Source organism: Pseudomonadota bacterium (assembly GCA_018817425.1).
Classification (GTDB): Bacteria; Desulfobacterota; Desulfobacteria; order Desulfobacterales; family RPRI01; genus RPRI01.
The window spans coordinates 34,303-58,128 of the sequence record JAHITX010000030.1 but is presented as its reverse complement, the minus strand read 5'-3'; the positions used below and the strand labels follow the sequence as shown (position 1 = coordinate 58,128).

General features: G+C 36.9%; 18 protein-coding genes. 2 read left to right on the top strand and 16 right to left on the bottom strand.

The window, feature by feature from the left end; all coding sequences use genetic code 11:
• Positions 1 to 19 precede the first annotated feature (19 nt).
• The 14 genes from KKC46_06500 to guaB all read right to left on the bottom strand — a co-directional run bounded on the left by KKC46_06500 (position 20) and on the right by guaB (position 18,291).
• On the bottom strand, positions 20 to 1,060 hold the full coding sequence (locus KKC46_06500; protein ID MBU1053465.1) for a GNAT family N-acetyltransferase: 1,041 nt from the start codon (positions 1,058 to 1,060) through the stop codon (positions 20 to 22).
• A gap of 82 nt (positions 1,061 to 1,142) precedes the next feature.
• Entirely contained in the window at positions 1,143 to 2,252 is a 1,110-nt protein-coding gene (locus KKC46_06495) for a DegT/DnrJ/EryC1/StrS family aminotransferase (GenBank protein ID MBU1053464.1), read from the bottom strand.
• Between the two features lie 13 nt (positions 2,253 to 2,265).
• Positions 2,266 to 2,739: an N-acetyltransferase gene (locus KKC46_06490; protein ID MBU1053463.1), complete on the bottom strand. Its 474-nt coding sequence runs from the start codon at positions 2,737 to 2,739 to the stop codon at positions 2,266 to 2,268.
• Positions 2,736 to 3,740, bottom strand: coding sequence for a Gfo/Idh/MocA family oxidoreductase (locus KKC46_06485; GenBank protein ID MBU1053462.1), 1,005 nt, complete (start codon positions 3,738 to 3,740; stop codon positions 2,736 to 2,738). The genes KKC46_06490 and KKC46_06485 overlap by 4 nt, the downstream gene beginning before the upstream one ends.
• A 127-nt stretch (positions 3,741 to 3,867) precedes the next feature.
• Positions 3,868 to 5,052: a sugar transferase gene (locus tag KKC46_06480; GenBank protein ID MBU1053461.1), complete on the bottom strand. Its 1,185-nt coding sequence runs from the start codon at positions 5,050 to 5,052 to the stop codon at positions 3,868 to 3,870.
• Between the two features lie 296 nt (positions 5,053 to 5,348).
• The gene (locus KKC46_06475) at positions 5,349 to 6,200 is read right to left on the bottom strand and encodes a polysaccharide biosynthesis tyrosine autokinase (protein ID MBU1053460.1); all 852 of its coding nucleotides are present in this window, start codon (positions 6,198 to 6,200) and stop codon (positions 5,349 to 5,351) included.
• A 9-nt stretch (positions 6,201 to 6,209) separates the two neighbouring features.
• On the bottom strand, positions 6,210 to 7,139 hold the full coding sequence (locus tag KKC46_06470; protein MBU1053459.1) for an AAA family ATPase: 930 nt from the start codon (positions 7,137 to 7,139) through the stop codon (positions 6,210 to 6,212).
• 2 nt (positions 7,140 to 7,141) lie between these two features.
• Positions 7,142 to 8,653: a hypothetical protein gene (locus KKC46_06465; GenBank protein MBU1053458.1), complete on the bottom strand. Its 1,512-nt coding sequence runs from the start codon at positions 8,651 to 8,653 to the stop codon at positions 7,142 to 7,144.
• 38 nt (positions 8,654 to 8,691) lie between these two features.
• The gene (locus KKC46_06460) at positions 8,692 to 10,014 is read right to left on the bottom strand and encodes an outer membrane beta-barrel protein (GenBank protein MBU1053457.1); all 1,323 of its coding nucleotides are present in this window, start codon (positions 10,012 to 10,014) and stop codon (positions 8,692 to 8,694) included.
• The gene (locus KKC46_06455; protein MBU1053456.1) at positions 10,011 to 10,625 is read right to left on the bottom strand and encodes a polysaccharide export protein; all 615 of its coding nucleotides are present in this window, start codon (positions 10,623 to 10,625) and stop codon (positions 10,011 to 10,013) included. The genes KKC46_06460 and KKC46_06455 overlap by 4 nt, the downstream gene beginning before the upstream one ends.
• Positions 10,626 to 10,770: 145 nt before the next feature.
• The gene (locus tag KKC46_06450) at positions 10,771 to 11,907 is read right to left on the bottom strand and encodes a DegT/DnrJ/EryC1/StrS family aminotransferase (GenBank protein ID MBU1053455.1); all 1,137 of its coding nucleotides are present in this window, start codon (positions 11,905 to 11,907) and stop codon (positions 10,771 to 10,773) included.
• 14 nt (positions 11,908 to 11,921) lie between these two features.
• The gene (locus KKC46_06445) at positions 11,922 to 13,280 is read right to left on the bottom strand and encodes a mannose-1-phosphate guanylyltransferase/mannose-6-phosphate isomerase (GenBank protein ID MBU1053454.1); all 1,359 of its coding nucleotides are present in this window, start codon (positions 13,278 to 13,280) and stop codon (positions 11,922 to 11,924) included.
• Between the two features lie 8 nt (positions 13,281 to 13,288).
• Positions 13,289 to 16,813 carry a DNA polymerase III subunit alpha gene (dnaE, locus tag KKC46_06440; protein ID MBU1053453.1) on the bottom strand — a complete coding sequence of 1,175 codons (3,525 nt, stop codon included), beginning with the start codon at positions 16,811 to 16,813 and terminating at the stop codon, positions 13,289 to 13,291.
• A gap of 14 nt (positions 16,814 to 16,827) precedes the next feature.
• The gene (guaB, locus tag KKC46_06435; protein ID MBU1053452.1) at positions 16,828 to 18,291 is read right to left on the bottom strand and encodes an IMP dehydrogenase; all 1,464 of its coding nucleotides are present in this window, start codon (positions 18,289 to 18,291) and stop codon (positions 16,828 to 16,830) included.
• A gap of 336 nt (positions 18,292 to 18,627) precedes the next feature.
• Here guaB and KKC46_06430 point away from each other — a divergent pair, with 336 nt between their 5' ends.
• Positions 18,628 to 19,233 carry a threonylcarbamoyl-AMP synthase gene (locus KKC46_06430; GenBank protein MBU1053451.1) on the top strand — a complete coding sequence of 202 codons (606 nt, stop codon included), beginning with the start codon at positions 18,628 to 18,630 and terminating at the stop codon, positions 19,231 to 19,233.
• 61 nt (positions 19,234 to 19,294) lie between these two features.
• Here the strand turns inward: KKC46_06430 and KKC46_06425 are convergent, their stop codons facing one another.
• Entirely contained in the window at positions 19,295 to 19,780 is a 486-nt protein-coding gene (locus tag KKC46_06425; protein MBU1053450.1) for a periplasmic heavy metal sensor, read from the bottom strand.
• 348 nt (positions 19,781 to 20,128) lie between these two features.
• On the bottom strand, positions 20,129 to 20,905 hold the full coding sequence (locus KKC46_06420; protein ID MBU1053449.1) for an A24 family peptidase: 777 nt from the start codon (positions 20,903 to 20,905) through the stop codon (positions 20,129 to 20,131).
• 477 nt (positions 20,906 to 21,382) lie between these two features.
• Between KKC46_06420 and lon the strand changes: the two genes are divergently transcribed.
• Positions 21,383 to 23,803, top strand: a complete 2,421-nt coding sequence (gene lon / locus KKC46_06415; protein MBU1053448.1) for an endopeptidase La — start codon at positions 21,383 to 21,385, stop codon at positions 23,801 to 23,803.
• The last annotated feature ends 23 nt before the right edge of the window (positions 23,804 to 23,826 follow it).

Genomic DNA, 23,826 nt, shown 5'->3' with positions numbered 1-23,826 from the left:
TATAAACTTAAGCTATAAATTATCCGGCATGCCTGTAGTAAAGCGTTCCAATGGTCTTAAGCGCAAATATGGGCATTTTACCAAAAACTTTAGTCTGAAACGGGCTGACTTTTTCCGGCTCCTTCACAAATGAACCGTTTTTAATATCATACCGGTAATACTTGATTATATATTCTTCTGCACCCATTCCCAGCTTAAACTGCCTTAGGCCGTGGTTTTCTATCTCAGTTCTGCCAAGACAAAGACTTTTATAACCTTTTTTGGCATACCATTTAATGGCTTCCCACATGACAAGGTTATTTGGCCTCAGATTCTGATACTTTATATCCGAGGCGCCAAACTTGTAAATAGCTTCTTCGCCAAAATGAAGGAAAACAGCCCCTGCAATATATTTTTCATTATAAGATGCAAGAGCCACAATCCCAAGCTCTTTTGATACAATATGTTTATATATATTTTTAAAAAAACGATACGGCTGAGGAGGAAGACCATGCCTTTTTCTCGTTATGCAATTAAGTCTGTAAAACTCTTTCACAGCTTCAATGGTAGAGAAAAAATTAATGCTTACGCCACTTGTATCTGCTTTTTTAATATTTCTTTTGAAAGTATTTTTTAAAAGTTTATAAATTTCATTTTCTTTGCGTAAAAGATTAATACGGTGTCCAAAAAAACCGGACGAAACAACTGCATTGGGCAAATACTTGTCGCCACTTCTTAGTTCTATATACTTCCAGTTATGCTTTTTAGCATATTTTATAATCTGATCAAATATATCCTGAAATTTTATATCTTTTGAAATAAGTGGATCACAATAATCGGTAAACGGCAGAGAAACTCCCCTGCGTCCGGTTATAGTACTTTTTATATCCATCATCGGAACTATAGATGCTAATTTATCTTTATTATAAGCTGCAAAATAACATGGTATATAATTATAGGAATCGGATAAAACTTTTAACCAGGCAATCGAATGAAAAACAGAGCAATTATGGAGCATAGAAATCTCATCATCCCATTTTTCATAGCTTTCAGGATCCAAAATCTGAAAAGCAGAAGCCACGGTTTACAGTCTCCGGTTCTCGGTTTTCATTTAAAATTAGTTTCCACTCTTCGCTATACGGCTTACAGCTAAACGATAAACGCTAACTGCCAATCGCAAACCGTTTTATTTCATGCGCTACATATTCAATCTGCTCCTGGGTCAATTCAGGAAACATGGGAAGTGAAACAAGCTCATCCGCACATTTTTCCGCTACAGGAAAACTGCCTTTTTCAAGTTCCATAGTCTTATATGCATCCTGAAGATGTATTGGAACCGGATAGTGAATTCCGCATGATATACCGGCTTTTGTAAGATACTCTATAAGCGTATCCCTCCTTTTGGTTCTTATTGCATATATGTGATACACATGTTTTGTTTGTGATGTTTCAACAGGAAGTAAAATGTGCTCTGTATCTTCAAACAATTCTTTGTAAATTCCTGCATTTTTTCTCCTGGCATCATTCCATGCCGAAAGATATTTAAGCTTTACTTCAAGTATGGCGCCCTGTATTCCGTCCATGCGTCCGTTCCAGCCTATCATTTTATGAAAATATTTTTTTGACTGTCCGTGATCACGAAAGATGCGCATTTTTTCCGCTAATTCGATATTATTTGTAACAACTGCTCCGGCTTCACCATATGCACCAAGGTTTTTGCCGGGATAAAAACTGAAACATCCGGCATCCCCTATTGATCCTGCACGTTTCCCCTTATATTCCGCCCCATGAGCCTGGCAAGCATCTTCGATTACAAAAAGATTATGTTTTTTTGCTATTTTTGTAATAGGGTCCATATCGGCCATTTGTCCGAAAAGATGAACCGGGATAATGGCTTTTGTCTTAGATGTAATTGCTGCTTCAATAAGCTTGGGATTCATATTGCAGGTAGCTTTATCGACATCTACAAAAACCGGTTTTGCTCCGCTAAAACTGATAGCTTCGGCTGTGGCAATAAAAGAAGCAGGTACTGTAATAACCTCGTCACCATCTCCTATCCCAAGGGCTATCAAGGCAATCCATAAGGCATCTGTTCCGCTGCCCACACCAATGGCTTCTTTGCATTGGCAGTAAGGCGCAAAGGCTTTTTCGAAGCGTTCAACAAAAGGCCCACCCGCAAATGCGCAGTTATCAATGACTTGCTTTATTGCATAGTCGACTTCATTTTTAATTGAAAGATATTGAGATTTCAGATCAAGAAACGGTATTTTCATAATTAATTATACCTCAAACCTTTTTTTTGAGTATTTTAGCCGGATTCCCGGCAACAACAGCATTCGGTGGCACATCTTTTGTAACAACGCTTCCGGCACCTATAATAGCATATTCTCCGATCGTAATCTCGGAGAGAATTGTGCTGCTAGAACCTATAGAAGCTCCTCTTTTTACAAGAGTTGGCTCAACCTTCCAATCGGACTCAGTCTGTAAGTTACCATCTTTAGTGGTGGCCCGTGGCTTTTTATCATTAATAAAAGTTACATTGTGGCCTATGAACACTTCGTCTTCTATGGTTACTCCTTCACAGATAAAAGAATGGCTTGATATTTTGCAGTTCTTTCCTATAAAAGCATTCTTCTGTACTTCCACAAATGCACCAATCTTTGTATTATCGCCTATAGTGCATCCATAAAGGTTGATAAATTTTGAAAGTGTGACATCATTTCCAAGTATTACATTATCGGCAATACAGAGATAATTCATAACTGCACTAATTTCCCTTTGTTTTTGAGTGATTCAGTAGATGCTTCAAGCATTCTTACCACCTCATACCCTGCAACACCATCATTTTCAACTTTACCGCCGCCATTTAAATAATTTATAAAACTATCGACAGTGAGTTGAAGTGCTTCAGTATGATCAATCTTAGGTGCCCACATGTCTCCCGAACGATAGGATACCAGCAGGTTATATTGTCCTTCTTTTGTTTTTACCTGGACACCTTTATCGTAGATTTTTATCTTTTCATCAGGTTCAAGATCATTCCAGACAAGCATTTTTTTCTGGCCCCCGATTAGTGTTGTTCGCATCTTTATGGGAGAGAGCCAGTTTACATTGATATGTGCTATTAAATTATTGGAAAAGTAAAATGTAAGGTATGCAACATCTTCCAGACCTCGATCAAAGTGTTCTGCCCCTGTGGCAATTACAGCCTGCGGTTTTTCACCTAATACATACAGCATTATGGAAATATCATGCGGAGCGAGATCCCATACCACATTAACATCATGTTGGAAGAGACCCAGATTGACCCTGGTTGAGTCATAGTAGTAAAGATTTCCCAGCACTTTATCATCAACAAGCTGCTTTATCCTCCTTACTGCACCTGTATAAAGAAATGTGTGGTCCACCATAATTTTAAGATTTTTCTTTAAAGCTATTTCGACCAGATCCTGGGCCTCATTGCTGGAGTATGTGAAGGGTTTTTCAATAAATACATTTTTACCTTCTTCAAGAGCCATTTTTGCAAGTTCATAATGTGTGAATACAGGAGTAGCTATTACAACTGCATCAATACCTGGATCTTTAATTACTTCTTTATAATCTGTAGTTGTATTAATTCCGGGGTGTCTCTTGAGTGCTTTCTTAAGAGACTGGCTGTTTGTATCACATACGATAGAAACTTCCGAACCATCGGCAGTGCTGAAGTTTCTGACAAGGTTGGGGCCCCAGTAGCCATAGCCAATTACACCAACGTGAATCATAAAATATTCCTTTTATAAATGGGTAGGTTGTATCATGGATTCGTATTCAGGCGGTATGTATAATATTTGATTATTCTTTTTTTGATCCTCGAATCCCAAACCTTGATTGCTCCTGCCCGGTTTATGGTTAATGTGCTCCCTCACCGGTGAGAATTACAAGCGGGGTTTTCAGAAGAAGTTTAATATCAAGCCACAACGACCAGTTATTAATATATTTCAGATCAAGACGAACCATTTCATCAAAAGTGGTTTTGCTTCTTCCTGTAACCTGCCATAACCCGGTAATACCTGGTTTGGCGGAAAGCAATCTGCGTTTGTGCCAGATATCGTAAAGCTCACATTCATAAGGGATGGGAGGGCGCGGTCCAACAAGCGACATTTCTCCTTTTAGCACATTAATAAATTGAGGAAGTTCATCAAGGCTTGTTTTTCTAATGAAATTACCTAGTGGTGTAATTCGTGTATCATTACATAACTTATATACCCCAGGAGTATTTGGATCGGAATCACCCTGCCCGATAAATTTTTCAATATATTCTTTATGGCATTGACTATCACTGTTTTCATACATTGATCTGAATTTTAAGAAGGAGAATTTCTTGCCGTTTAATCCCATTCTTTCCTGCTTGAAAAAAACCGGACCTTTTGATGTCAGTTTTATGGCTAATGCAATAATAAAAAAAACAGGAGCAAGAAAAAAAAGGGCAAACAAACTACCTGTAAAATCCATTATCATTTTTAAAATTGATTTTGCCTGTTTTGAAATGCTCTGTTTTGAAAGGTCGGGATAAAGAGTTGTATTAAACAATCCGCCATTAATCTTCGAATCGCCATTTGCCTCCGGGAAAGCATGGACTGATATTTTAATTTTTTTTGCCAGTACTACATCTATTGCGATATTGATACTGTCATATACTTTTCTAAGTATACTTTCCATCGAAGTTTCGTCTATTGAATTTATTTCCGTAAATATTGCGCCCATAATCTTATTTGTTTCATACCAGCCACTAATATCAGTTTCTCTTAAACAGGAAATAAGAACTTGTTTCATTTTTTCAGCAGAATCCTTATCTTTTTTGGTTTGTAGTTCTGAGATATCAAGCAGCATGAGAATGAACGGTTTGTTTGATCGCTCTGTTCTTTTTCTTTCTATCTTAAGCATATAGAGAAACTGAGTCATGTCAAAAAACATATGGCTTACTTCGGAAAAAGGTTCTGTAACCGCCTTAGATGTATCATGAAGAAATTTTGTAAATTTTTTTACAGATAAGTTTAATGTATCCATAGCTTCCTGGTTTGATTCAAAATTCATTACTATTCTCCTTGGTTATAAGGCAATTGTTTCATAACCGGTAGTTCGATATTTATACTTATATAAAAAAGACTTTTCAATCATAACCGAAATGTTTTTATTTCGTCATGTTTAAAGAGTTTGGATAAGCCCTTAATATGTATAGTATTATATATAATTATAATTCTTATTGTTATTATAATAAATTATATAACATTTAACAATAATTATGTCTGTGACAAATATCACATTTTAAGCGTTAAAATTTTTATAATACAGGGTATGAAATCTTGAAAAATGACAACTATTCATTTTTCTCATTTATTATTAAACTTTGAGCTAATTTTACGACCAAAACTTTTGGATTTATCTTTTTTAACATTCCCATGATATGGATAGTACTGTGAGGTCCCAAAATACCGGGATCGAAGCGCAGCTGATTTAAAATTCATATCATTTAAAACAACGCCGATAATTTTGTCTTTTCCAAGAAACTTAATGGCCTGTTGAATGGGCCCTCTTGGTGTTATGCCAGCCCTTATTACAAGAATAATACAGTCAACTAATTTGTAAAGTACATGCGGTTCTGTTGTTGCAAGCACGGGGGAAGAATCAAGTATAATATGCCGGTCGCTATAGCGGGATTTCAACTCGTCAATGAGGCTTTCCATCTTTTTCGAACCGATCATTTCAACAGGATTTTCCTGGCTGCTGCCTCCGGTAAGAATATTAAGCTTATCAATACCAGTTTTCATTATAAGATCCGGTAAATCTGCATATCCCAGCAGATAATCCGATAAACCTTTAGCTTTATCGACGCCAAACCACCTTGAAAGTGAGGGATTCCTGAGATCGCAGTCTAATAAAAGGGCGTGGCTGTGGAATTCCATAGCGATTGTAATAGCAAGGTTTATTGCAATCAGGCTTTTGCCTTCCCCGCTAAAAGCGCTCGTTATAAGAATTGTTTTGGGTTTTTCACCAAGCGCAGGCATTAAAAGATATGTTCTAAGTTTTTTAAACTGTTCCGAAACAATTGAACCGGACTGGAAATAGCAAACTAGCTTGTCGTCAAAAACAGTGTTAACTGGTGAGGATTCGATAGTTTCCGCTGTAGATGCCTGAATATTTTCTTCTTCTGCTTTTTGCAGCGCTTCAAATATTTTTCCCATAACAATCCTTTAAAAATTAATAATTTTATCAAAAAAATCCGGATAAATTATAAATATGGTAACCGTTGTGCACATAAGAATTAAAATAACAAAAAAGATTACGGGCAAAATTAATTTTTTCTTATTTTTCTGCAATCCTTCCAGATCTCTGATGGCTTCTAAAATAACCGGTTTCCCGATACGTCTTAAATTACGTGAAAATCCAATGATAAGAGCATTATCACATACGGTATTTATCAAACGGGGGGTACCTTTTGAATATTTATATATTTCTTTTATGGAGTTTTTGTCGAATAAAGAAAGATTACGGCCTCCCGCTTTTTTAAGTCTGTATTGTATATACTCTTTTGTTTCACTAAAATTAAATTCGCTCAAGTTATAACGAACGGTAATTCTTTGTTTTAAGGCTCTGAATCGGGTGTCGGCTATAGTTTCGTTTAATTCAGGTTGTCCCAGAAGAATTATATGGAGCAACTTATTTTTTGAAGTTTCAAAATTTGTTAATAATCTGACTTCTTCCAGGATTTTTGGGTTCATGCACTGGGCTTCATCGATTATCAAAAAAACCAATTGCTTTTTATTAAAACAATCCAGAAGAAAATTATAAAGCAACATTAGATTATGCCCGCGTGATTTATCAGTAGTTGTTTTTATTCCAAGATCAATACAAACATAAGTGATAAAATCACCGGGTGACATTATAGGATTAAAAATATTAGCGGTACGAACATTCGGACCTAAATTACTTAAAAGCATGTGCACGAGAGTGGTTTTCCCTGTACCTACTTCTCCTGTAATGAGGCTGAACCCTTTTCCTTCCTTTACTGCATATTTAAGATGAGCAAGTGCTTCTTTATGTTTCTCACTAAAAAAGAAAAATCCAGGATCAGGTGTTATTTCAAAAGGTTTGTTAATTAAACCATAATACTTTTTATACATTTTCAGGCTGCTTCTTTCTCAATACTTGGTATGGTGGCGATTACCCTCAGACCAAGAACCAGCTCAACATCTTCCGCATCGTGGAAAGATGTATCCATCTGTTCACGTAAAACGGCTAGTCCGATGCTACATCCTATACAAAGAGCAAAACCGATGAGAAGAACTTTTTTAATATCCGGGGAGAATGGTTTTTCCGGAATACGGGCTGGATCAATTATCTTAAATTGTTCTCCTTTTTGTTTAAACTCCAGATTCTCCGCTTGCTGAGCTTCCTGGCTCTTTTTGAACAAGGTCTCATAATTTTCTTTTGTTTTGCTGTATTCCCGCATAAGCGAAGCCATTTCCTGCTCGCGTGATGGTATATTTTCAATCCTTGTTCTGTAGATAGTTATTTGTTTTGATATGCCGGTTATTTCGGACTGATATTGTTTTATCTCAAGATCTATCATCTGAAGCTGCTTGTTTAATTCTATGTAGCGAGGGTCTTTTTTCAGATCGTATGACTCTTGAACCGTTTCTTCATCAGATTCATGTTTGGATTCAAGATCGGCCAGCTTTTTCTTTGTTGTAATTACGTCAGGATGATTTTCAGTGTATTGGGATGTTAATTCATCTAAAAGTTTTGTCAATTCATCTTTTTGCAACTCATATGAACTTTTGCTTTTTGCTCTGGATTGAGCTGGTGCCAGTCTGTTGGCAGAAGCAGACAAAGGTCCGGCCAGGGCATTATCTTTTAGTCCGATTGTTCCGGTTTCCGAGGCTGTAGCCGGCGATTCAAAATCTGAGATCTGCTTCTGAATAAATAATTTCCGGTCCTGGGCTGCGTTAAGATTTTCTCCTATTCTCTGGTACTGGTTTTGAAGCTGCTCCAGAATTTTCAAGCTGGTGTCAAGTTGCTCCGGCAATTCGCCCATATATCGTTTTTTATACCGGCTGACTATCATTTCCAGTTCTTCCAGCCTTTTTTTTGAAGAAGCAAGTTCAGCTGTCAAAAATTCCGTTGTTCCGGTTGCCTGCTGCTCTCTTAGCTTGAGATTCTCTTCAATGAAAAGAGATGTTAATCTGTTGGCAACGGTAGCGACAATTTCCGGATTTATGCCGGTATATGCTATGGTAAAAAATGTTTTTTCTTCTTTTCTGGAAGGAAGTTCGACTGTGATATTTTTTTGCATCAACCCAACAAGTTGTTCCTTTGAAAGTTTTTTGCTTTCTTCACGGTATAACTTAAATTCATCCATTACCTGTTCCAGTCGGGTCCTGCTCATTACCTCTTTTGAAATAGACTGTAAACGCTCTTCGATGTGTGATGTTACAGTGGATTGAACAAATGCTTCCGGAACCTTTTGCGGTGAAACAAGAACAAGCGTTGACGCTTTATATATTCTGGGTGCATAGACGGCATAAAGTATAGTGCCTGGCAGTATGATAAAAAAAGGAATAATAAAATACCAGATTCTTCTTTTCAATATTTCAACATAATCAATGATGCTGTAAGAACGTGCTGAATTAATCATGGTTTTTATTTCCGGCTCTATGGTTTGTTGTATTTTTATTAGTACGTTGCAGTGATTTTAAAAATTCCCCTGTTTTCAGTGTAATCATCTGTAGATATGTTGGAATCTTTGTTTTTGTGCGATATGTCCAGATATAATGTCAGCCATTTCAAAGGTTTGTGTGACAGATTACAACCTGTACCCCATATCCAGTCTTTCTTGCCGGTATCAAACGTGGATCGCTCAACATTTCCATATAAGCCAAGAGAAGTTCTCATAGCAAGTGAATGTGTTATGGATCCTGTTAATCTGTGATATCGGCTGAATCCCAGATTTTCTGAAGTAAAATAATCTTCATTATATCCGCCCTGCAAGCTTAGTACATATGAAGTTTTTACATTCCGGTTAGTTATCCCGGCTTTATAACTCATACCGTCTGTACGTGAACCGGTTTCCGGATCTTTAACAAAATATCCTATCTGGGCGCTTGCATCAAAATTTGGGTTGAAGGAATAAGATACGCCAATAAATGGTTGATGGATATCGTAATCAACACTTGGAGGATCAAAGTTTCGCGTTGAAAAATTGTATTCTCCAAAAACCGACGATTTTGGACCAAAATGGTTTGTGTAACGCATAGTTGCTTTATGGCTTGTAAAATCTGCAGAGCTTTCAAAATTTCCGATAGTATAACCATAATCTAAATAGATGTCATTTTTCTGATCAAGCTTCCATGAAAAAAAAGGATTAACAAAATCTTCCTGGCTGTCATCCGGATTAGAGCTGTCTATCCTGTATATATTGTTTCGATAATTGACTCCGATCCGGTTTTGTGGTCCGAACTGGTATTCTACAGTAGGTGATAAAACATTCCGCCAGTATTTTTCTCTTTGTGTTTCAGTGGAAAGAACAAACTTGTTTTCCTCCGCGGGTGTAAAGTATTCCCTTTCTCTTGGATCATCCGAACGGATGAAAGAGTCTTTTAGAAAGAAATTGAAATGCTCTTTTGTAAGATATTTGGCATTTAATGAAGCATTGTGGCTAATATAGTTTAAATTCTCATGTTGCCCGTAAAACACAAAACCGGCATTATAATCAAGGTCTATCCCAGAAAATGTATCCATATTTGAATATTTCAGACCGGGCTTGATTGTAGTAATAAAATCTTTTTTTTTATTGTTTGATGTAAGATCAAGGTTGTCATTATACTCTTCTTCTACAGAAATATAAGGATGAAACCTGTCTTGTGAAAATGTGTCGGCAGAAAAAGCAACCACCGGTGCAAATATAATCAGTACAAAAAGCATCAGGGGCTTAATTGGCAGAACACACATCTTATGTGATAAATTATAAAAATATATCGTCAAAAATATTTTCTTCATGGCACAATCACTGCGTCTCCGTTTTTAATTGCAATATCAGGCTCTTTTCCTTCAATAATTTTCTCATAATTTATCGGAATTCTTTTTTCCATTCCGTTTTCTTTTCTTATAATCTCAATATTTTTCTGATCTGCCCAGTCGGTAAAACCTCCTATCATGACTATTAGTTGCAAAAAGGAAGTCTCACTGCGAAGTTTGAAAACCCCTGGATTTTTTACCTGGCCGGTGACATATACTTTATAACTGTTTGCCTGAGTTACTGTTACAGAGATTGTCGGGTTTCCAATGAAGTTTTTAAGCTTGGTTGTTATAACTTCTTTAAGTTGTAAAGGTGTAAGACCTGCGGCCTGGATATCGTCTGTAAGAGGTAATGATATTTTCCCATCCATCCTGACAGTAACGGATTTTGTCAAAGATTCTTCCCTCCAGACAAAGATATCAAGGACATCTTCCGCACCTATAATATAAGTATTACTATCAACAGCAGTTTTATCGACTGTTTTTACGGGTGGGGTTAAATCATTTTTTGGTTTGAATGAAGTACATGCCGGGAGTAAAGCAATCAAAAAAAATAATGTAATTATAAAATTTAGTTTTTTATGAATTTTCATATTTAAATTTCCCATATAACAATTTGATTATTGTTGAAAAGGTTTTTATGAAATTCCTGGTAATAAAATCAAAAATTTACTGATATGTCAATGATTTTAGGCAAATCAAACCTCATAGTATTATCTGACATTTTAAGCTTGGTATCTAAATTTGATAAAACTTTTTTATTTCTTCTACCACATAAATCTGCATATCGTCTGTAAGTTCGGGGTAAATGGGCAATGCAATAGTATTTGCGGAAGAATCCTCCGAAACAGGCATATCGCCTTTTTTATAGCCAAGAGACGAAAAACATTCCTGAAGATGGAGTGGGACCGGATAGTAAATTTCAGTGCCTATTCCGGCATCATTTAAATAAGATCTTAGTTCATCTCTTTTTCCGGACACTTTTATTATAAACTGATTATATATATGGCGGTTTTCTTTTTCAGGAGGAAGAGTTATTCTTTCAGAAAGACCGGCTTTGTCAAATAGCAGTCTGTATTTTTGTGCATTATTTTGCCTTGCGGCAGTCCATTGGTCAAGATATTTTAATTTAACTGATACAATTGCAGCCTGAAGAGCGTCAAGCCTGAAATTACCGCCTATATATTTGTGGTAATATTTGGGATGGGAACCATGAACCCTTAGTATTTGCATTTTTTCATAAAATGTTGAAGAATTTGTAGTAATAATCCCTCCGTCTCCAAAAGCCCCGAGATTTTTAGAAGGGAAAAATGAGAAACAGCCGAAATCGCCAAAAGATCCGGCCCGCTTTTTTTTATATTCAGAACCTATAGCCTGAGCTGCATCTTCTATTACCAGAAGATTAGCATTTTCTGCAATTTCAAGTATAGCCCCTATGTCTGCACACTGACCGTAAAGATGAACAGGCATAATGGCCTTTAAGGTTTCCCGCTCATTTTGTTTCATTGAGGAAATTGTTTCTGATATCTTATCAGGAGAAATATTATAAGTGTCCGGATCAATATCTGCAAAAATCGGTTTTGCACCGGTTCTAACTATTGCTCCGGCTGTTGCAAAAAAAGTATAGGGTGAGGTGATCACACTATCTCCAGGCCCTATGCCTGATGCCATAAGTGCAAGAAGAAGCGCATCAGTGCCTGATGATACCCCGAGAGCATATTTTGTTGAACAATAGTTTGCTATCTCATTTTCCAGTTTTTCTACATGCGGACCCAGGATAAAATACTGGCTTTCATATATTTCGGCGGTTATTTTTAATATTTCTTCTTTAATGCTGTTATATTGTGCTTTTAAATCTAGAAGAGGCACTTTCATAAGTAACGATTCCTTTACACTGTTTCCACACAAATCAACTCAATAGAGCTATCATTGGGGTTTGAAATGTTTATGGTTTTTTTTTCTGAAAATACAAAGGATTTTCCTTTAATAAGTTTTAGAGTTTTATTGACTGACTCAATTTTTGCAATTCCGTCTACCGCAAGATATTGCTTAGTCCTGCCGTATGGATTGGAAATTTTATATAATGAACCGGGGTATACAATTATATTTGTAACAGTAAACCCCTTTTTTTGTTCAAGAAGGGTGATATTTCCCCATTGGTAGTAAACCGTTTTATGACGTTTATATTCTTTGCGTTTACTTTTCTTTAGTTTTGATACTATATTTTTGACGTTTCTGCTGTTAGCAATATCTGACACAAAAACAGAATCGGGGGTTTCAACTATAACAATATTTTCAAGATGGTTTGCAGCTATAAGCCTTTCGCGTCCCATGATAAAACAATTTTTTGTATTCTCGATAACAACATCACCATCAAGTACATTATTTGTTTTATCTTTGGGCAGAAAATCATACAATGATTTCCATGATCCGATATCACTCCAGCCAAAATCGGAAGGAATAACCAATCCTTTTTCAGTTTTTTCCATTATTGCAATATCTATGGGAATATCTTCTAATTCTCCATAATGCTTTTTTGTAAATTGGTTTTTTCTTGAGGTTATATTTGTCATCATTTCAAAAAGAGAAGGTGTAAATTTTTTGAATTCTTCAAGCATTACATCAGCTTTAAAGACTAACATACCGCTGTTCCAGTAAAAATTTCCGGCTTCTAAATACTGTTGCGCAGTTTTTTTATCCGGTTTTTCAACAAATCGGTTAATATGTAGTCCATCAGGTGAAACTTTACTGCTTGCCTCTATATAGCCGTATCCTGTTTCAGGATAATCGGGCTTTATTCCGAATGTGACAATGTAGCCTTTTTCAGCTAATTTTATGGCGGATTTAAGTTTCTTATTAAAGAGTGATATATTTTTTATAACGTGGTCTGTTGGAAATACACAAATCATCGCGTCTTCTTTAATCTTTATAATATTCAATACTGCAAGTAAAATTGCAGGTGCCGTATTACGTCCGCGGGGTTCGCATATTATTTTGCCATCCGGATTTATACCTATTTCTTGCATATGCCTTGCAGTTTCATGCAGGTATTCCTTTGCGCATACTATTTTTATTTTATCTGGGTCTATAACGGATGCAAGCCTTTTTATAGTACTCTGGACTAAGGAATAATTGCCGATAAATCTTACAAGCTGTTTTGGATATAGCTCTCTTGAAACAGGCCATAGACGGGTTCCGGTTCCACCTGCAAGAAGAACGGAATAGATATTGTTTGTTGTGGGTTGCATATTGTTATTTATATACTTCTGCTTTTTTTGTGATATTTACTGTTATTGTTTACTGCATGAAGTTCTATAGGTTTGCATACACTTTCCACAGCATTGTATCCCAGAAGGATATTTACTTCTTTTTCAAGTAAAAAACCGGGCTTTAATTTCATTGTATCCGGAAGTTCTATGATAATATCCGATTTCCCAGGGTCTATTAAATGTACAAAGCCTTTAGATAGGCCGGGGTGATTTATAATAATATTTTTCAATTTCAAAAGCGAATCTTTTGAAGATGTTACTATATCAATATTAAAATGTATTTCTGATGTCCATTTTTCTTCAACTTTTTCAAACGGAACGATAGCATCGGCAAGCACTTTTAATGATTTCTCATCTTTTTGAATCTTGCCCTGGATAATAATAGATTTGTCTGTAGCAATTTCATCAAAGGCAAAAGCATAAACGGAAGGGAAAACAGTGGTTTCAATGCTTCCATGCATATCTTCCGTTACAACATATGCCATGTCATCCCCTTTTCTGGTTTTAATTACTCTTGTGCTTGTTATTATTCCGCCGAATCTTGCAATTTCACCGTCATTCATATCTTTTATAGCAAAAGAATCCGTGTTGGTATATTTTAGAAGAAGTTCTTTATACTTGTTAAGCGGATGCCCGGTGATGTAAAAACCAAGATATTCTTTTTCAAAGGCGAGAAGTTCTTTTTCGTTCCATTCATCAATTTCAGGAATTGCAGGAGTATCAGGTAATGCGCCATTATCTTCAATAGATCCGAATAAACCTATTTGCGGACTGTTTTTTTCTCTTTGGACTCTCTGTCCGTATTCGACAGCATCTTCAAGAGAAGCCATCATTCTTGAACGAAAGCTTCCTGTTAAATCGAATGCTCCGCATTTTATCAGGCTTTCTATAACGCGTTTATTAACTTTTTTAAGATCAACCCGTTCGCAAAAGTCAAACAGAGAAGTAAATTTCTTAATATTTCTTGTTTCAACTACTGCATCAATAGCGCCTTCTCCCACGTTTTTGACTGCGACAAGGCCGAACCTTATCTTTTGGTTGTTTACGGAAAAATCCCTGTCGCTTTCATTAATATCAGGGGGAAGAACAGGAACATCGTGGCTTGCGCACTCGGCAATATATTTTACAACACTATCCGTAGAACCCATTTCACTGGTTAATAGTGAGGCCATGAACTCAACCTGGTAGTGTGTCTTCAGATATGCGGTTTGGTATGCGATAAGTGCATATGCCGCACTGTGAGATTTGTTAAATCCATAACCGCCGAATTTATCAATAAGGGCAAATAGTGTATCGGCATTTTCTTTCGGTACGCCTTTTGCGGTTGCACCACTAACAAAACGTTTCCTTTGCGCAGCCATAATTTCTACGATCTTCTTACCCATTGCTTTTCTAAGATCATCGGCTTCAGCCATGGAATAACCAGCTATAACACCGGCAATTTTCATTACCTGTTCCTGATATACTATTACTCCATAAGTTTCTTTAAGTATGGGTTCAAGATCAGGTATAAGATATTCAACAGATTTTCTGCCGTGCTTTCTTTCCACATAATCATCAATCATTCCGCTTTCTAATGGGCCGGGTCTGTAAAGAGCTACAAGCGCTGTTATATCTTCAAAATTCTCGGGTCTGACCCTTTTAAGAAGCTCTTTCATCCCTTTGCTTTCAAGCTGGAATACTCCGGTTGTATTTCCATCTGAAAGAAGTTTATATGTGGCCGGATCATTAAGAACCAGATTATCAATATCAGGAGGGGTTTTACCTTGTTTTGAAATAAGGGAAAGCGTGTTTGCGATTACAGTAAGATTACGAAGTCCTAAAAAATCGAACTTTACAAGCCCAATCTTTTCAACCCGCTTCATATCAAACTGTGTAACAAGTTCGCCGTTTTTACCCTTGTAAAGAGGCAGATATTCATCGAGTGGTTTATCTGAAATAACAACTCCGGCAGCATGTGTCGATGCATGACGGGTTAATCCTTCAAGTGTGCGGCAAATGGCAATCAGTTCTGCAATATCAGATCGCTGTTTGACAAGCTCCGACAGCTTTGGTTCCTGTTTTAATGCTTCATCAAGGCTTATATTTAAAACATCAGGAATCATCTTTGCAATTTCATCTACTTCGCGCAAGGGAATATCTAATGCGCGTCCGACATCACGTATTACAGCTCTGGGCTTCATTGATCCAAATGTGATAATCTGGGAAACCCTGTTTTCACCGTATTTTTCTACAACATATTTTAGAACTCTGTCACGACCGTTTATGCAGAAATCGACATCAATATCCGGCATACTTTTACGCGCCGGATTTAAGAACCGTTCAAAAATAAGACCATGTTCGATTGGATCAAGATTGGTAATTCCAAGTGAGTATGCGACAAGACTTCCAGCTGCAGATCCTCGTCCGGGACCGACTGGGATATTATTATCTTTGGCATATTGTATAAAATCAGAGACAATCAGAAAATATCCGGGAAAGCCCATTGAAATAATAACCGACATTTCATGTTTTAAGCGTTCCCTGTATAGGTTTTCATCTATCGATGGATTTTTCAGTTTAATTTTTGCAAGAACCTGCTCGAAGCCTTTGGAAACTTTTTGTTCAAGAAGTTCCTGTTCGCTTTGTCCTTCGATAGTAGTAAACAACGGAAAATGGTAATTATTAAAATCCATTTCCACATTGCATCTTTTTGCAATTTCTGTGGTATTTTTAAGCGCATCAGGGGTTGTTGCGAAAAAGGAATTCATTTCTTCGCCGGATTTGAAATAAAGCTGGTCGGTCTCAAATTTAAAATGAGACGGGTCTTTTACTGTTTTTGCAGTCTGTATGCATAAAAGAATTTCATGCGCGCGGGCATCTTCCTTGTTAAGATAATGGCAGTCATTGGTTGCAACAAGGGGTATGGAAAGCCTTTTGCCCATATCAACAAGAGCTTCATTTATCTTGGTTTGAATTTCTATCCCGTTATGCTGAAGTTCTAAGAAAAAATTGTTTTCACCAAACAAATCCTGATAAAAACGTGCGGCACTATCGGCTTGCTTAATATCCCCCTGGCCTATAAGCGTTGGGATTTCGCCATGAAGACATGCCGAAAGAGCAATGAGGCCTTTGCTGTATTTTTGCAGTACTTCTTTATCTATTCGAGGCTTATAGTAAAAACCTTCCAGCTGGGCAATTGATGCAAGTTTGCAAAGATTTCTATAGCCTTCGTTATTTTCAGCAAGAAGTATAAGATGGGAAAGCCCTTTTCCATCTATAGAAGTTTTATCTGTAAGTTTGCGTGGCGCTAAGTAACATTCGCATCCAATGATAGGTTTTATATTATTCTCAATTGCGTTTGAATAAAATTCCAAAGCTCCGAACATGCTGCCGTGATCGGTTATTGCAACAGAATCCATGTTAAAATCATGTGCACGATTAAATAGATGTTTGAATCTTATGGCACCATCAAGAAGACTGTACTGAGTATGAACATGAAGATGAACAAAAGGAAAAGATATATTAGACATTATTAAACCTGATTTCAGTCAAGCCTGTAATTGGGGGCTTCTTTGGTTATAATTACATCGTGAACATGACTTTCTCTTAATCCTGCGGCAGATATCTTAATAAATTTTGCTTTTTCCCTTAATTCTTTCAGATTTTTGCATCCAACATATCCCATTCCGGCTTTAAGCCCTCCCACAAGCTGTAGAATATTTGACGAAAGAGAACCTCTGGAAGGAACACGGCCCACAATTCCTTCAGGAACAAGCTTGTCGTCTTCATCCTGATGCTCCTGATGATATCTGTCTTTGCTTCCGGATTTCATGGCTTCAATAGATCCCATGCCCCTGTAAACCTTATATGTTCGTCCCTGGAAAAAGATTGATTCACCGGGGCTTTCCTCTGTTCCGGCAAATAATCCGCCAATCATGATTACATGTGCACCTGCTCCAAGTGCCTTTGTAAGATCTCCTGAAAATTTGATGCCACCATCGGCGATAAGCGGAATTCCTGTTTTATCAGCAATTTTTTTGCAGTTCATTATTGCTGTTAACTGAGGCACTCCTGCTCCGGCAACAATACGGGTTGTACAAATGGAGCCGGGGCCGATTCCGATTTTTACTGCATCAGCTCCGGCTTTAACAAGAGCAGCAGCTCCTTTTTCCGTTGCAATATTTCCAGCTATAAGTTCTATATCTTTAAAGGTACTTTTTAAAATCTTTACAGCATCTAAAACATTTTTTGTATGTCCGTGAGCAGTATCAATTAGAATAACATCAGCGCCAGCGCCCAAAAGCTTTTCTGTACGTTCTTGTATATCAGGGCCAACGCCTACGGCAGCTCCTACTCTGAGTCTTCCCATTTTATCTTTACATGCATTCGGGTATTTTTTTATTTTTTCAATATCTTTTATAGTTATCATGCCTGCAAGGCGACCTTTTTTATCAACTACAAGAAGTTTTTCAATTCTGTGCTCATGTAAAAGTTTTTTTGAATCTTCAAGCGAGATGCCTTCAGAAACTGTAACAAGATTATCCTTTGTCATTACATCACATACCTTCTTGTCAAGGTTGGTTTCGAAACGCAAATCTCTGTTTGTTACTATTCCGACAAGTTTATCCCCTTTTGTGACGGGTACGCCTGAAATTTTGTATTCTTCCATCAATTGTACAACTTCATAAACTTTATGATCGGGATTTATAGTGATTGGATTAACTATCATCCCACTTTCCGATTTCTTAACTTTATCAACTTCAACAGCCTGACTTTTTATGCTCATATTTCTGTGGATAAAACCGATTCCACCTTCTCTGGCCATGCTGATAGCAGTTTGTGATTCAGTTACCGTATCCATGGCAGCGCTTACAATCGGAATATTTAATGTTATATTTTTGGTTAGTTGTGTAGTTGTATCGATATCTTTAGGCAGCACCTCTGAATAGTTTGGTACGAGCAAAACATCGTCAAAAGAATAGGCTTCCTCAATTTCTGTTTTTAACATGAGTTCCTCCACAGTATTTAGTATACTGCTAAGTTATAAATTTACTATTTATTAAACTATTGGAATAGCAAGAATTTTGATAATTTACCTGATCAAGGCTGCATAAGAACCAAAATCACCTTTAATTTTTCCTCCTTCTAATTATAGAAGGAAGGGCCGGATAGGGATTTTTATAAGATTTTTTAACTATCAGAACAGGATGTTTTTGGCAAGATTAAATTCCCTTCACTTGACAATGAAATAGCAGATGTATTAAATAATGGATTATTATTTTTGATTTATTTTAAAAAAGATACTTCATACCGCTGTATCAACTCTTTTACTGAAAGAATAACTATGCTTTTAGAAGTCAACCCTGTAAATCCACAGAAACGTCTTATCAGCAAGGTAGTTGATATACTTAAGAAGGGTGGGGTCATAGCTTATCCAACCGATACATATTATGGAATTGGCTGTGATATAATGAACAAAAAGGCTATTGAGAAAATATATTTATTAAAACAAAGGGATAAAAACAGGCCTTTTAGTTTCATATGTTCCGGATTGAAAAACATAAGTGATTACGCCAAGGTATCAAACTATGCTTACAAGACTATGAAAAGACTTTTGCCCGGGCCATACACTTTTGTACTTGAAGGATCAAAGCTGGTCCCTAAAATAATGCTTACAAACCGGAAAACAGCAGGAATCAGGGTGCCAAACAATAAAATTTGCCTTGCTCTTGTTGAGGAGCTTGGAAATCCTGTTATTACAACCAGCGCCACTATGCCGGATGGTACTGTCTTCGATAATCCGTCTTTAATCAATGAATATTATAATACACGAATCAGCGTAGTAATTGATGGGGGGCCGGTTGTAGGACAACCATCAAGTGTTGTTTCACTGATTGATGATATTCCTGAGGTTATCCGGCAAGGAATTGGAGATGTATCCATTCTATAAGTTCTTACAAAACAGGCCGGAGCTAATTTGCCCCCGGCCTGTCAGTGTCTTTAAGTATCCATTATTTATTCATATTTTTCATGCATGGTTTATTCATCATTCGTTCGTGTCCGCGACCGCCAAAGCCTCTGATTAATGTAGGATTTATTGCTTTCATTTTTAGCTTATGCTCAAGCCGTTTCTGATCGAACTGAGCTTTAAGCCCGGAGATCTCATTTTGGATTTTTTTGGATTTTTCAATATCCGTATTTTTTTTGGCGATTTCACTTTTTAATTCAAGTTTTTTTGCATAGATTTCCTGCCTTAGTTCTTCAGTTGCCTTAAAAAAAGCTTTGCGTTCTTCATCTGCTTTTTTCATTTCATCTTCGCTGAGATTTTTCATATAGCAGGAACCACGGCCATATCCGTCTCCGGGTCCATATCCTTGACCTTTTTTTGGGCTATATCCGTCTCCAGGGCCATATCCATTTCCCTGAACTGCAAAAGCGTTAAAAGCAAAGGCAACGATTGCTATAGCTAAAAAGATTGTAAAAAATTGTTTTTTCATAATACCTCCTATTTGTGTTGTGTTAATTCATAATAAAAACGACATTTGAAATTCACGATGGTATTTTTGCAAGCGATTGCTTTATTGTAAAGCAACCTGTATGCCATTTTATCAATAGGCTGTAAATTATTTATAACTTATTTAATAAAAGAGATATTCTGTCAGTTTTTTTAAATAGTTTTTTAAAAATAAAACGGGCTATGGATAACCTGTATGCATAAATAATGGATACGGATCAACATATGGGTACAAAATATCCAATTAAAATGCCTTATGATTCGCGCGTTTTTTGTAATCCGGTAAAACCGCGTTTTCGCCGCGAGCAGAAAATGAAATATTGTTAATATGTTATTTCAATATATTAAAATACCATGAAATTATTTCTGTCCCGAAAAGGATATATAAGATAGCTCCGATAGAAAGAAACGGTCCAAAGGGTACAGCCAGTTTTACATTTTTTCTGGTTTTAAGCATAACTGTAATTCCGACTATCGTTCCGGTTAAAGAAGCGGTAAAAATAGTAAATAAAACTCCTTGCCATCCAATAAAGGAGCCTATCATTGCAAGAAGCTTTATGTCGCCACCACCCATGCCCTCTTTTTTTGTGATAAGACTGTATATCCAGGCTACGGCAAACAAGCTTCCTCCGCCGGCAAGAATTCCTATGATAGATTCTTTAAAGTTCATTGACGGCAGAAAAAATGATGCCAGCAATAAACCTGTCGGTATACCGGGCAAAGATATAACATCAGGTATAATTTGATGGTCTATATCAATAAAGGTAATTACAATAAGTGCGGCCGTAAAAGCAAAATACACTATCGTTTCCACTGAAAGTCCGAATTTAATAAAACATGAAAGAGCGGCAAAGCCGCTTATAATTTCAACCAAAGGATAGCGCAAAGGAATATGTATGTTACATTTTCTGCATTTTCCCCTAAGGAATATATAGCTTAAGACCGGGATATTATCGTAAAATTTTATAAAGCTATCACAGCCGGGGCACATTGAACGGGGTGTGACAATTGATTTTGAAAGAGGAAGCCTGTATATGCACACATTCATGAAACTTCCTATTAAAAGCCCGAATATAAATGTTAATATATGGATAACATAATTATACATAACAAAGCCTTTCATGGGAGCCAGTTTCAAAACGCCCCATTTTGGCCGATCTCTGTGTTGGGCTCAAATTTCAATCCTCGAAATACTAAATGTATTCCTGTGGTTGAAATTTTCACCCGCCTTGAGCTTGACCAAACTGAAACGTTTTGAAAGTGGCTCCTGTATATAAAAATAATATGTTAACTGTTTGGTGATTATTGGCATTTGAATTATAAATAAAATTGTATATTCGGGATATTTTCAATTACATATCTCTGTTAAGTATACTAATATGCAGCTTATGTATATTGAATAAAAAAATCAAGCCTGTTATTGCCAAAATAATATATTGTTATATAGTTATAAACCTGATTAATATTAATCATGGTTCGTAAAAAATGTAAAATAATATGGAAGAACTATAAAATTGAAATTTCACGTTAATTTTATGCTTATAACTTTAAGTTGTTATAGCAAATAAGATACGCAGGAGAAAAAATGGCCGAGACCGACAAGGATGATCTGATAAAAATGATCGAAGAGGATGAAAACGATACAAATTTTCCGGAAATTATGCCACTTATGCCGGTGCGCGATGTTGTGATTTTTACCGACATGCTTCTTCCGCTTTTTGTAGGCCGTGAAAAGTCGGTCAGAGCTGTGGAGGAGGCGGTTAGAAAAGACGGTTTTTTACTGCTTGTCACTCAGAAAGATCCTAATGTCGAGAATCCTGCTCAGGATGAAATGTTTCGTATTGGTACTGTAAGCAAGGTTTTAAGAATGTTAAAGCTTCCCGATGGCCGTGTGAAAGCGCTTGTGCAAGGTGTAGCGAAGGCTAAAATAGTGAATTTTGTCAGGCGAAAATCAATTTATCGTGTAAAAATCGAAAGGATTTCCGAGGCGCCTCTAAAGGAGGTTTCTCTTGAGATTCAGGCATTGATGAGAATTGTACGCGAAAACTCAGAGAAGATAATGGCTTTTCGTGGGGAACTTACTGGTGATGTTGGTTCTATATTGGAAGGAATAAATGATCCCGGAAAGCTTGCCGATCTTGTTGCCTCAAACCTTAAGCTGAAAATCGAAGAATCCCAACAGTTGTTGGAACTTGTTAATCCGCTTAAACGTCTTAAGAAAGTAAATGAACTTTTATCAAAAGAAGTACAGCTTTCTGCTATGCAGGCCAAGATACAATCCGATGTAAAAGATGAGATATCAAAAAGCCAGCGTGATTACTATCTCAGAGAGCAGATGAGAGCTATTAACAAGGAGCTTGGTGATAATGATGAAAGAAGCCAGGAACTAAGTTCATACAGAAAAAAAATAAAACGCTGCAAAATGTCTAAAGAAGCTGAAAAAGAGGCTGAAAAGCAGCTTAAGCGGTTTGAAATGATGCATACGGATTCTGCAGAAGCTTCTGTAATAAGAACTTATCTCGACTGGCTTGTTGAACTTCCCTGGAGTAAAGCAACAAAAGATATTATTAATATCAAACATGCAAAAAAAGTTCTCGATACGGATCACTATGGGCTTGATAATGTAAAAGACAGGATACTGGAATATCTTAGCGTTAGAAAGCTTAATGCAAAAATGAAGGGTCCGATTCTATGCTTTATAGGCCCTCCCGGTGTAGGCAAAACTTCTCTTGGAAAAGCTATATCGACTGCAATGAAAAGAAAATTTGTCAGGATATCTCTTGGCGGAATAAGGGATGAGGCTGAAATAAGGGGGCACAGACGTACATATATAGGGGCACTTCCAGGTCGTATCTTAACCGGTTTGAAACAGTGCGGTTCAAACAACCCTGTTTTTATGATGGATGAAATTGATAAAGTGGGTGCGGATTTTCGCGGTGATCCTTCGGCTGCACTTTTGGAAGCCCTTGATCCGGAGCAGAATTCTGCTTTCAGTGATCATTATCTTAATCTTCCTTTTGATCTTTCAAAGGTAATGTTTATTCTTACCGCAAACTTAACGGATACTATTCCTTCCGCTCTTTTAGACAGAATGGAAGTGATTAACCTTTCCGGCTATACTTCGGAAGAAAAGAAAATAATAGCAGAAACTTTTCTCTTTCCGCGCCAGGCAAAGGAAAACGGCATAAGTACTAAGAAGTTATCAATCAGTTCGGAAGCGATGTCCCAGATAATCAATGAATACACATCGGAAGCCGGGTTGAGAAATCTTGAAAGAGAGATAGGTACCATCTGCCGTAAAGTAGCAAGAAAGATTGCAGAAGGCGAAAAAGGCTCTTTTGATATTTCGAGAAAAAATCTTCAAAAATATTTAGGTGTTCCAAAATTTATACCTGAAATGGATCAGGAGGAGAGTCAGATCGGCCTTTCGACAGGTCTTGCATGGACACAGGTCGGAGGAGAAGCTCTTTATATTGAAGCGGCATTGATTGCAGGAAAAGGGGAGCTGATAATAACAGGACAGCTTGGGGAAGTGATGCAGGAATCAGCAAGGGCTGCACTAAGTTACGCAAGAGCCAATCTTTCTTCTTATGGTATAGAGGAAAATATTTTTGATAATACTGATGTGCACATACATGTTCCGGCAGGAGCAATTCCCAAAGATGGCCCATCAGCAGGTATTGCAATGGCAACGGCTCTTATTTCGGTTCTTATAAATAAGCCGATTAATAAATATGTGGCCATGACCGGTGAAATTACACTTAGAGGAAGAGTCCTTCCTATTGGTGGTCTTAAAGAAAAAGCGCTTGGCGCACTTAGAGCAGGGATTCAAACTATAATTATACCTGAAAAAAATATTAAAGATCTTAAAGAAATACCTCAAAACGTAAAACGCAAGATCAAATTTATTACTGTAAAACAGATGGATGAAGTTCTTCCTTTAGCTATTGAGGGATATACGGCAGATGATAAAACAGATGAGCAGGATGGGAAAGCAAAAGCATAAACCGGGATCATTTCCAAAAGAAT

Excerpts from the sequence above, each read along its gene's own strand:
- KKC46_06480 (MBU1053461.1), bottom strand. The coding sequence starts at position 5,052 with ATGAATTTTGAATCAAACCAGGAAGCTATGGATACATTAAACTTATCT.
- KKC46_06490 (MBU1053463.1), bottom strand. The coding sequence starts at position 2,739 with ATGAATTATCTCTGTATTGCCGATAATGTAATACTTGGAAATGATGTC.
- lon (MBU1053448.1), top strand. The coding sequence starts at position 21,383 with ATGGCCGAGACCGACAAGGATGATCTGATAAAAATGATCGAAGAGGAT.
- KKC46_06430 (MBU1053451.1), top strand. The coding sequence starts at position 18,628 with ATGCTTTTAGAAGTCAACCCTGTAAATCCACAGAAACGTCTTATCAGC.
- KKC46_06420 (MBU1053449.1), bottom strand. The coding sequence starts at position 20,905 with ATGTATAATTATGTTATCCATATATTAACATTTATATTCGGGCTTTTA.
- KKC46_06450 (MBU1053455.1), bottom strand. The coding sequence starts at position 11,907 with ATGAAAGTGCCTCTTCTAGATTTAAAAGCACAATATAACAGCATTAAA.
- KKC46_06455 (MBU1053456.1), bottom strand. The coding sequence starts at position 10,625 with ATGAAAATTCATAAAAAACTAAATTTTATAATTACATTATTTTTTTTG.
- dnaE (MBU1053453.1), bottom strand. The coding sequence starts at position 16,813 with ATGTCTAATATATCTTTTCCTTTTGTTCATCTTCATGTTCATACTCAG.
- KKC46_06470 (MBU1053459.1), bottom strand. The coding sequence starts at position 7,139 with ATGTATAAAAAGTATTATGGTTTAATTAACAAACCTTTTGAAATAACA.
- KKC46_06475 (MBU1053460.1), bottom strand. The coding sequence starts at position 6,200 with ATGGGAAAAATATTTGAAGCGCTGCAAAAAGCAGAAGAAGAAAATATT.
- KKC46_06445 (MBU1053454.1), bottom strand. The coding sequence starts at position 13,280 with ATGCAACCCACAACAAACAATATCTATTCCGTTCTTCTTGCAGGTGGA.
- KKC46_06460 (MBU1053457.1), bottom strand. The coding sequence starts at position 10,014 with ATGAAGAAAATATTTTTGACGATATATTTTTATAATTTATCACATAAG.
- KKC46_06485 (MBU1053462.1), bottom strand. The coding sequence starts at position 3,740 with ATGATTCACGTTGGTGTAATTGGCTATGGCTACTGGGGCCCCAACCTT.
- KKC46_06495 (MBU1053464.1), bottom strand. The coding sequence starts at position 2,252 with ATGAAAATACCGTTTCTTGATCTGAAATCTCAATATCTTTCAATTAAA.
- guaB (MBU1053452.1), bottom strand. The coding sequence starts at position 18,291 with ATGTTAAAAACAGAAATTGAGGAAGCCTATTCTTTTGACGATGTTTTG.
- KKC46_06465 (MBU1053458.1), bottom strand. The coding sequence starts at position 8,653 with ATGATTAATTCAGCACGTTCTTACAGCATCATTGATTATGTTGAAATA.
- KKC46_06425 (MBU1053450.1), bottom strand. The coding sequence starts at position 19,780 with ATGAAAAAACAATTTTTTACAATCTTTTTAGCTATAGCAATCGTTGCC.